Annotated in this window: 5 protein-coding genes; 4 read left to right on the top strand and 1 reads right to left on the bottom strand. The window is 34.0% G+C overall.

Features of this window, described 5'->3' with window-relative positions:
- Positions 1–542, bottom strand: a 542-nt coding sequence (locus KO527_RS19130) for an SDR family NAD(P)-dependent oxidoreductase (protein WP_216041858.1), incomplete at its 3' end; no start/stop codon positions are given.
- 493 nt (positions 543–1,035) lie between these two features.
- On the opposite strand from KO527_RS19130, the gene KO527_RS19125 reads away from it, so the two are divergent.
- Genes KO527_RS19125 through KO527_RS19110 form a run of 4 tightly spaced genes read left to right on the top strand, consistent with a single transcriptional unit; the run spans position 1,036 to position 9,222 of the window.
- On the top strand, positions 1,036–2,250 hold the full coding sequence (locus tag KO527_RS19125) for an isochorismate synthase (protein WP_216041857.1): 1,215 nt from the start codon (positions 1,036–1,038) through the stop codon (positions 2,248–2,250).
- Positions 2,243–3,931, top strand: coding sequence for an AMP-binding protein (locus tag KO527_RS19120; RefSeq protein WP_252733877.1), 1,689 nt, complete (start codon positions 2,243–2,245; stop codon positions 3,929–3,931). The genes KO527_RS19125 and KO527_RS19120 overlap by 8 nt, the downstream gene beginning before the upstream one ends.
- Before the next feature lie 3 nt (positions 3,932–3,934).
- Positions 3,935–4,837, top strand: coding sequence for an isochorismatase family protein (locus tag KO527_RS19115; protein ID WP_216041855.1), 903 nt, complete (start codon positions 3,935–3,937; stop codon positions 4,835–4,837).
- The gene (locus KO527_RS19110; protein WP_216041854.1) at positions 4,834–9,222 is read left to right on the top strand and encodes a non-ribosomal peptide synthetase; all 4,389 of its coding nucleotides are present in this window, start codon (positions 4,834–4,836) and stop codon (positions 9,220–9,222) included. The genes KO527_RS19115 and KO527_RS19110 overlap by 4 nt, the downstream gene beginning before the upstream one ends.

The raw sequence follows: 9,222 nt of genomic DNA, 5'->3' as shown, positions 1-9,222 counted from the left end.
TCAAACTCAATCATTTTTTTTACAGGAATTTGAGCATTAAATACTGATGAATTTAAAATATTAAACCGTACTCCAAATGCATTTAATTCTTGAGATAAATTAGCTAATGACTGCTTAAGTGGATTTTTTAGCTGTGTTTCTAGCGTGACAATGCTACTAGATTTTTGTTTTGCCATTTTTTTAGCAATCGCTTGCAAAGTACATTTGTAAAAATGAGATTGCTTGTTGCTATCCGTTATATTTTTAATTGACCTTAGCGCTAAGGCATCTGAGCAATTAACTAAATTATTTATTGAACCAAAATCTTGTTCTACCATATCCAGAAATTGGAAAACTTGCCACTTATCATCTATATCAAACTCGAAGAAAAAAACTTTATTTTCGAAATCAGTTTTTAGCTGCATATACAATGAAACAAGTTGTTGTTTGTCATTATCTAATAAGATGACTTTGGTACCTTGTTGCAATAAGGTCTTTGCAACTTTTTTACCTATTCTTGATGACGCACCGATAACGATAGTGAGTTGATTTTCAAAGTTCATAGGAAGCACTTACCAATTAAGTTTTATTTACTCTACGAATAAATAAAAATTAATGCAAATGATATTTATTATCATATGTAGTTTTTTATCTAATTTAAAACTTTGAAAATGCGTTGAAAAAAGAGTAAATATAGAATGTTTTATTTTTATCCTTAATTTAAATTTCCCATTTATAATGAAATAAACACTATTTTATTAAATGTTTATTTAATTGTAACCTAATGATTTAGTGTTGTTTTGTTGTTTATTTGAGCTTATTTTATTTTATACAAAAAATATTTATTATTTTTTTATCTATTTATTTAAAAAACTAAGTTGCTGTATTTTAAATTCTTTTTTTGCTTCACAATATTTTCCCAATATAGATCCATAAATAAGAATCATTAACATCTATTGTAATAAAAATAATTATCATTTAATGTTTCGGCCTCCAAATATGTACTCCTTTTTTAATTGGATTGCTTTCATTCACTAGATTTTTAGGAAACACATCATGGCTGAATGTTTATTAAATAATGTTGATAATTCATCAAGTAAATTAACTTTATTAGATAGGTATGAAAAAATTAATACTGCATATTTTTCATCTCCTAATGATCAAATTTTAGCTTCAGCACCTTTTGCAAATTTGTTGGATGTCGGTATTAAGACGTTAAATCAGCAAGTATTTGAATCACTCAGGTTTGCTTCTGAATTAGGCCATAAAAAAGCAATTGTCATTGGCGCTATTCCTTTTGATACTTCCAAAAATTCTAGTTTACGGTTAAGTACACAATTTGATTGTGAAACAATTTTTAAGAATGAAAAGCGTTCACCATTAGGCGATAAAACTGAATTTAAGTATGACATTAAAGCAGTGCCAAGCAGTCACGAGTTTATGGAATCTGTTGATAATGCTTTATATCGTTTCTCTCAAAATGAATTAGATAAAGTTGTTTTATCTCGCACATTAGAAATAAATAGTAATGAACCTATAGATGTATCCCGTGTTTTAAAGCGTTTAAAGACGGTTAATCCATCAGGCTATACTTTCGCTGTACCAGCAAATCAATATCAAGATAAAAATAATGAAAAAACATTAGTCGGTGCCAGTCCTGAATTATTAATTAAAAAAGTGGGTAATAAAATCATCGCTAACCCGTTAGCAGGTTCTGAAGCGAAACAAGATTCCTTAGCTGATGACAAACGTATTACAGAACAACTAATGAACTCTAAAAAAGATCGTTATGAGCATGAGTTAGTTATTAAGTCGATTGTTCAAGCACTTAAGCCTTTATGTAAAACCTTAACTGTACCAAAACAACCTAGCATTATTGGTACACAAACTATGTGGCATTTATCTACCACAATAGAGGGGGAATTAAAGTCATCAGATACTAGCTCATTAGAAGTTGCTTTAGCCATGCATCCTACACCAGCTATTGGTGGCTACCCAACAGAATCAGCCCTAAAAGCGATTGATAAACTAGAAAGTTACGATCGTAATTTATTCACTGGTATGGTGGGGTGGAGCGATTCAACTGGTGATGGTGAGTGGGTTGTTACTATTCGATGTGCAGAAATTGACAATCATAAAGCGACCTTATATGCAGGAGCTGGCATAGTAGAAGGTTCGATCCCTAAAAAAGAGCTGGCTGAAACAGGCGCAAAATTTAATACCATGCTAAATGCTTTGGGCCTTGATATTAAGGGCCAAGACATTGAATAACTTAAGATCAGGAAACCTTGAATATACCCCTTGGCCAGAATCGTTTGTCTCTCGTTATAAATCAGAGGGGATATGGACAGAGCAAACTTTAGATACCCTATTGCAGCCACATCTTTGCGATAATAAAACGGCTGTAATTGATGATCATATTAGTTGGACGTATAAAGAGCTTGAAGAAAAATCAAATTATCTTGCTTTGAAGTTGCGTAAAAAAAATATTAATCAAGGTGATAAAGTGGTGGTTCATCTACCAAACAGTTGTGCCTTATTTGAATTACTTTTTGCTTTATTTAAAATTGGTGCTCATCCAATCATGGCCCTGCCAAGCCATAGACTTAACGAGGTATCTTATTTTTGTGAGTTTACAAAAGCAAAGGCTTACATAGGCGCAAAACAATCAAGTAATTCTTTTGGTAATTCAATTTTAACATCGTTATTAGAGGACAAGTTAATTGACTTTGGGTTACTTGTTGAACTTGACGATAACTTTATCAGCATTGCAGAATACCTCAATATTGATACAGCGAACTCGCAATTAAATAAAACTCACATATCTGCTTCAGATATTGCTTTATTTCAATTATCTGGTGGTACAACAGGTGTACCAAAACTGATCCCTAGAACACACTATGATTATGTTTATAGTGTTTTAGCCAGCAATCAAATCTGCAACATATCAAAAGATACTGTGTATTTAGCTGTTTTGCCTGTATGTCATAATTTCCCCATGAGTTCACCCGGTGCTTTAGGTGTTTTTGCTGCAGGTGGTACGTTAGTTTTGAGTAACTCAGGTGCTCCTGATAATGCATTTTCTTTAATTGAGCAGCATAAGATCACAATAACTGCGCTAGTGCCTCCGTTAGCAATCACTTGGATGAATACTTTTGAAAACCAAGTTATTAAATCTGATATATCTAGCCTAGAAGTCTTACAAGTCGGCGGTGCTAAATTGAGTTGTGAAGCAGCTAAAAGGGTATCACCTATATTAGGTTGTACACTGCAACAAGTCTTTGGTATGGCTGAAGGATTAGTAAATTACACGCGTTTAAATGATGATTTAGAGACTATTTCAAATACACAAGGTCGTCCAATTTCGGTATTTGATGAAGTTAAAATCCTTGATGATGAGGACAATTTAGCCCCTAAAGGTACGACAGGTCATTTATTAACTCGAGGTCCGTATACGATCCGAGGATATTATAAAGCGCCGATCCATAACCTAAAGTCTTTTACAGAAGAAGGGTTTTATCGTACTGGTGATTTAGCAAAACAAACTGATGAAGGTTATTTAATAGTAGAGGGACGCTCTAAAGATCAAATCAATAAAGGGGGTGAAAAAATCGCAGCTGAAGAGCTCGAAAACTACCTTCTAGAACATAAAGATATTTTAGATGCATCCGTTGTAGCTATGCCTGATGAATATTTAGGTGAACGAATCTGTGCTTTTATTATCACTAAAAATAATATCGAAACCCCCTTAAAAGCGATTCAGGTAAATAAATTTTTAAGAAATAAGCAACTTGCTGAATTTAAATATCCAGATCGTTTTGAATTCTTAAAAAATTTCCCAAAGACCAAATTTGGCAAAGTTGATAAAAAAGCCCTTCGCTTAATGATTGCACAAAAACTAACAAAATTATCAGAACAATTTTCTAACTCGCCCTTAGTTGTAAAAGGATAAAAAATGTCTATACCTAAAATCCCAAATTATGAATTGCCTACTCATACTGATTTTCCAGAGAATAAAACTGATTGGGATATAGATCCAAAAAGGGCTGTTTTACTTGTTCATGATATGCAGGAGTATTTTGTTAATTTTTATCAAGCAGATAAATCACCTATCTGTGATGTGATCGAAAACATTCAACAGTTAAAATCAAGTGCAAAAGCACAAGGGATCCCAGTTGTTTATACAGCGCAACCTGCAAATCAAGACCCGAAAGATCGTGCTTTATTAACAGATTTTTGGGGAACAGGTTTAGATGATCAATTTACTAATGTGATAGCTGAGCTTGCACCGCAAAATGATGATATTCAATACACTAAATGGCGCTATAGCGCTTTTAAACGCACGCCACTTTTAGACTACATGCGTGAAAATAATAAAGATCAATTAATTATTTGTGGGATCTATGGTCATATCGGTATTTTAGCTACTGCGCTTGATGCTTTTATGATGGATGTGAAGCCGTTTTTAATTGCAGATGCGATGGCTGATTTCACTAAAGATGACCATGAATTTGCTATGAAATATATCGCTAGCCGCTGCGGTAATGTTAAGCCGTTAACTTTGGCTATTGATGAAATTCAATCTCATCAGCATGAAAAAGTGCCTACTAATAATTTAACACTTGAGTCTATGCAACAGGATATTGCCGAGATTTTATTAGTGCCATTAGAAGAAGTTGAACTTGATGAAAACTTGACGTTTTTAGGACTAGACTCCATTCGCGCCATGGCATTACATGAAAAGTGGTTAAAGCAAGGTGCAAATGTCGCTTTTAAAGAACTGATAAAAACAGTGACTTTAAAAGATTGGTGGCAAACGATTTCTGAGCAAAATACTGTTGAAGGTGAGCTAGTATGAAACTCGCTTCACTTAGTGCAGCTGAGCAAGGGATCTGGCTTGGTCAAGCAATAAAACCAGATAGTCCTATGTATAACACTGCAGAATATATTGAGTTTAATGGTGAGTTTGACACTAAGGTATTTGAATTAGCTGCAACGCAAGTATTACAAAATACAGCAGCATTAAATATGGCATTTCAATTAGATGATGATACGCCAACACAATCTATAATATCGCCAGATAAATTTAAAAATAACAGCTTAGTAATAAAGGACTTTTCAGATCAAGGAAATGGTTATGAACAAGCGGTTGCTTTTTTTAAATCTGATTTAAAGAAAATATTAAATATAAAACTTGGCCAGAACTATCGTCATACTTTAATCAAAGTTGCAGATAATCATTATCTTTGGAATCTATCTATTCACCATATAGCGTGTGATGGTTATAGTTTTGTATTGTTAGTTGATGCTGTATTGGCTAACTATCAAGCGCAACTTGCAAAAGAAGCGCCTGTCAAAGCGCCTTTTTCTGACTACAGCCTAGTTAAACTAGAAGATGAAGAATATAGAAATTCTAAGTATTTTGAAAAAGACTTAAATTATTGGCGATCTGCTTTTGAACAAGTAAAGCAAGTACGTTCAATCAATACTAAGCCGGTAGAGATTAGTGGGACAGCGCTAAAGGTAAGTAGCCAAATTTCTATTGAAGTAGTTGATTCACTTGAAGCTATCGCGAAATCTTATCAAGTGACTTGGACTGATCTGTTGATCGCACTGGTTGCCAGTATGATCCATCGATACACAGGTGTTAAACAAACAGTATTAGGTATGCCTGTATCATCAAGAATGGGATCTAAATCTGCCAATGTACCTTGTATGCAGATGAACATTGTTCCTGTGATTATTGATTTTTCTGACGCTAAGATATTTGAAAGTTTGCTAGTTCAAATAAGCAAGCAAATACAACGAAGCAGACGCCATTTTAGAGCGCGTTACGAAGATTTAAAAAATGAATTAGCAAGAAATACAACTGCGAATAGATTATTTGGCGCGGTTGTAAATATCATTCCATTTGAACGAAATATGGTATTAGATAATTGTATCTTAAAAAATCATACCTTAAGTGCAGGTCCTGTTGAGGACTTAGCCTTTACTTTTATCAAGCAGTTGGATGGCAGTTTACAATTTGATCTTTATGCTAATTCAAATGCGTATTCCCAAGAATTAATATGTGATATTAAATCAGATCTTTTATCAGCTATAAATAATATTGAAAGTATATTAACTAAGCCGTTATTTGTTGATTACAATCGTTTATCTGTTTTTAGTGCACCATCATTGCCTACCAATAGTTTTGCACATAATTCTGTATTAACACGTATATACAGACAAGCTAAATTATCCCCTGCTGCAACCGCACTTCGTATTCAAGATACAAAAATTAGTTACTGTGAGTTAATCGATAAAATCAGCACTGTTGCCGCTAATATTTGGAATTTAGGTTTAGATAAAAATCAAACAATTGCTCTCGTCATTCCTAGAAGTGAGCAGGCAATCACTATGATGATGGCTACATTATTACTCGGACATAGGTTTGTATTTTTAGACCCTCAAGCACCTGTAGAACGCAACTTATCTATATTATCTGATGCTTCTCCAAATTTAATTATTCTTCATCCAATTATTTCAGCAGAGTTTAAAGCTTTATTAATTTCTTATTTTGTGATTGAAACACCTGCACTTGAAATAATGGATAAAGGCACGGATATATCTCATTTTTGGTTAAATGAAGATGCTCACCTAGATGCAGATGCTTATTTAATTTACACATCAGGTTCTACGGGTAAACCTAAAGGGGTGATTATTGATTATGCAGCTTTGAATGATTTTACTTTAGCTGGAGAGCTTGATTATCAATTTGATCATAGTGATGTCGTATTGCAATTTGCGCCTTATCATTTTGATGCATGCATTGAAGAAGTATTTATTACTTTGTCTGTTGGTGCGCAGTTAGTTCTTAGAAATGATGAGATGCTAAATTCTGCTAGTGAATTTTTTGAACAATGTAAAAATTGGCAGATCACAATTTTAGATTTACCAACTGCGTATTGGCATGAACTCGCTTTAGCGACAGAATCTTTATCGCTCAAGATCCCTGAATGTATTAAAACTATCATCATAGGTGGCGAGGCAGTTCAAGAAACAAAAGTGGCATTATGGCGAAAGCGTTTTGGCACACAAGTAAAATTGTTTAATACCTATGGCCCTAGTGAGGCCACAGTCGTCGCAACATATGCTGATTTAGCACAAAATATTTCTCCTAAGTTTATTGGTAAACCAATATTGGGCCGACAAGTTGTGATTGTTGATGAACAATTGAATATTTTACCTAAAGGAGAAGCGGGTGAACTGTTATTACTAGGTGCGGGATTAAGCAAAGGTTATTTAAATTTACCAGAACAAACCCGTAACAGCTTTATTGAAATATCAATTAATAATACTGATAAAAAATTTAAAGCATACAGGACCGGTGATCTTGCCTGTATCCATGATTGTAATAATATTGAGTTTATAGGGCGAATTGATTCTCAAATAAAAATAAGCGGTTATCGCATTGAACTTGGAGAAATAGAACAAGCAATTCTCTCCCTAGATAGTATTGATGATGCGGTGGTTACAATTTCAAATACAGCAAAAACACCTTATATCACGGCGCACTTAGTATCAGATAACCAAAATTGGAATGAGGTGGCTTTACGCCAAGCGCTAGAGCACAAACTGCCAAGCCCTATGCTACCGAGCATAGTGATGATTTATGATTCTTTTGCAAAGAACTCAGCAGGTAAAGTCGATCGTAAAGCATTGTCTAAAATCGCACAGCAGAAACAAAATTGTGTTAATAACGCATACGAGCTAACAGAAACTGAGTCTTTGGTGGCTAACATATGGCGAGAAGTGCTCGGCATTTCTGAATTATCTGCAGATGATGATTTCTTTTTAATTGGAGGACAGTCACTACAAAGTATTCAAGTTGCGAATCGACTGTGTACTTTATTTAATCGAGAAATACCTGTCTCTTTGATTTTTTCTAATCCAACTTTAGGTGCCTTAGCAAATGCTTTAGCAGGGAAAGAGCAACAAGAGATGGCACTCAAAACGAAAATCTTTAACCAAATGGATAAAGATATCGCCCAATTTTCACAAACTCTATTACCAAATAAAAATTTAAATTCAGGCGTGATCAGCTCTGTTTTATTAACCGGTGCAACTGGTTTTGTAGGTGCGCAATTATTGAAACAGCTGCTGGATTCGCAAGTTAATGAAATCATTTGTCCAGTAAGAGCTGATGATGAAGTTTTAGGCCTTCAAAGATTAGAAAAAGCTTTTAAAGCGCAAAAATTAACAGGTCTCGATAAAAGTAGAATTAAAGTTCTGTGTTTAGACTTATCACATCCATTATTAGGTTTATCTGATAATGAATTTACTGCTTTAGCAAATCGCGTCCACTGTATTTTCCATAATGCAGCTCAAACAAGTGTGATGCGCGATTACCATAGCTTAAGAGCATCAAATGTATTGCCAACAGCCCATTTGCTTAGGTTGGCAAGTATAAAAGGGATCCCTTTTAATCATGTATCAACAATTGCAGTAGCTGATAATGATGCATTAGATGAAAAATTTATCGCTTCCCATAACGGGCTTAAAGATGGTTACCAGCAATCAAAGTGGGTTTCAGAAGCTTTAGTAGAAATTGCTCAAAATAACGGTTATCTAGTTAATGTTTACCGTTTAGGGCGTGTGACAGGTGATTTATCTAATGGGTATATTAATAGTAAAGATCTTGTATGGAGCATTATTAGAGCGGGGCTGAATAATCAAGTATTGCCAAAGATTGATGTGCAAGAACCATGGACGCCAGTAGATCTTATCTCTGAATTTATCATAGCGCACGGTATTAATTTACCTGGTGAAGGGGTGTTTAATTTAACGCCAAAAGATCAAGTTAAAATAGCGGAAATTTTTACATGGTTAAAAACATTATCGTTTGATTTTAAGCTAGTTGATTTACCTTCATGGTGTGAACACATTAAATCTCATGGTTCAGATCAAGACTTAACAATATTAAGCTTTTTTGAGCAAAATAAGACAGATAGCACGGTAAATAATGAAGTTCATATTGCATCTTATATCAATGAGAAATTTTTAAATACGTCATCCAAACTACAGCTTAGATTGCCAAAAATAGATAAAGAAATCTTCTTTAAATATTTAGAGTACGCCATAGAAAATAAATTAATAGCACTGCCTAAGCTAGATTTGAGCGCTATCTTACCTGGATTTTTACAGCAAACATCCTCTAACCAAGAGATCAATCAATCAAACATAATTAATGAGGATTCATAA

Origin of the sequence: Pseudoalteromonas sp. C2R02 (assembly GCF_018860845.1) — a bacterium.
Taxonomy (GTDB): domain Bacteria; phylum Pseudomonadota; class Gammaproteobacteria; order Enterobacterales; family Alteromonadaceae; genus Pseudoalteromonas.
This window is presented reverse-complemented; position numbering and strand designations above follow the sequence as displayed.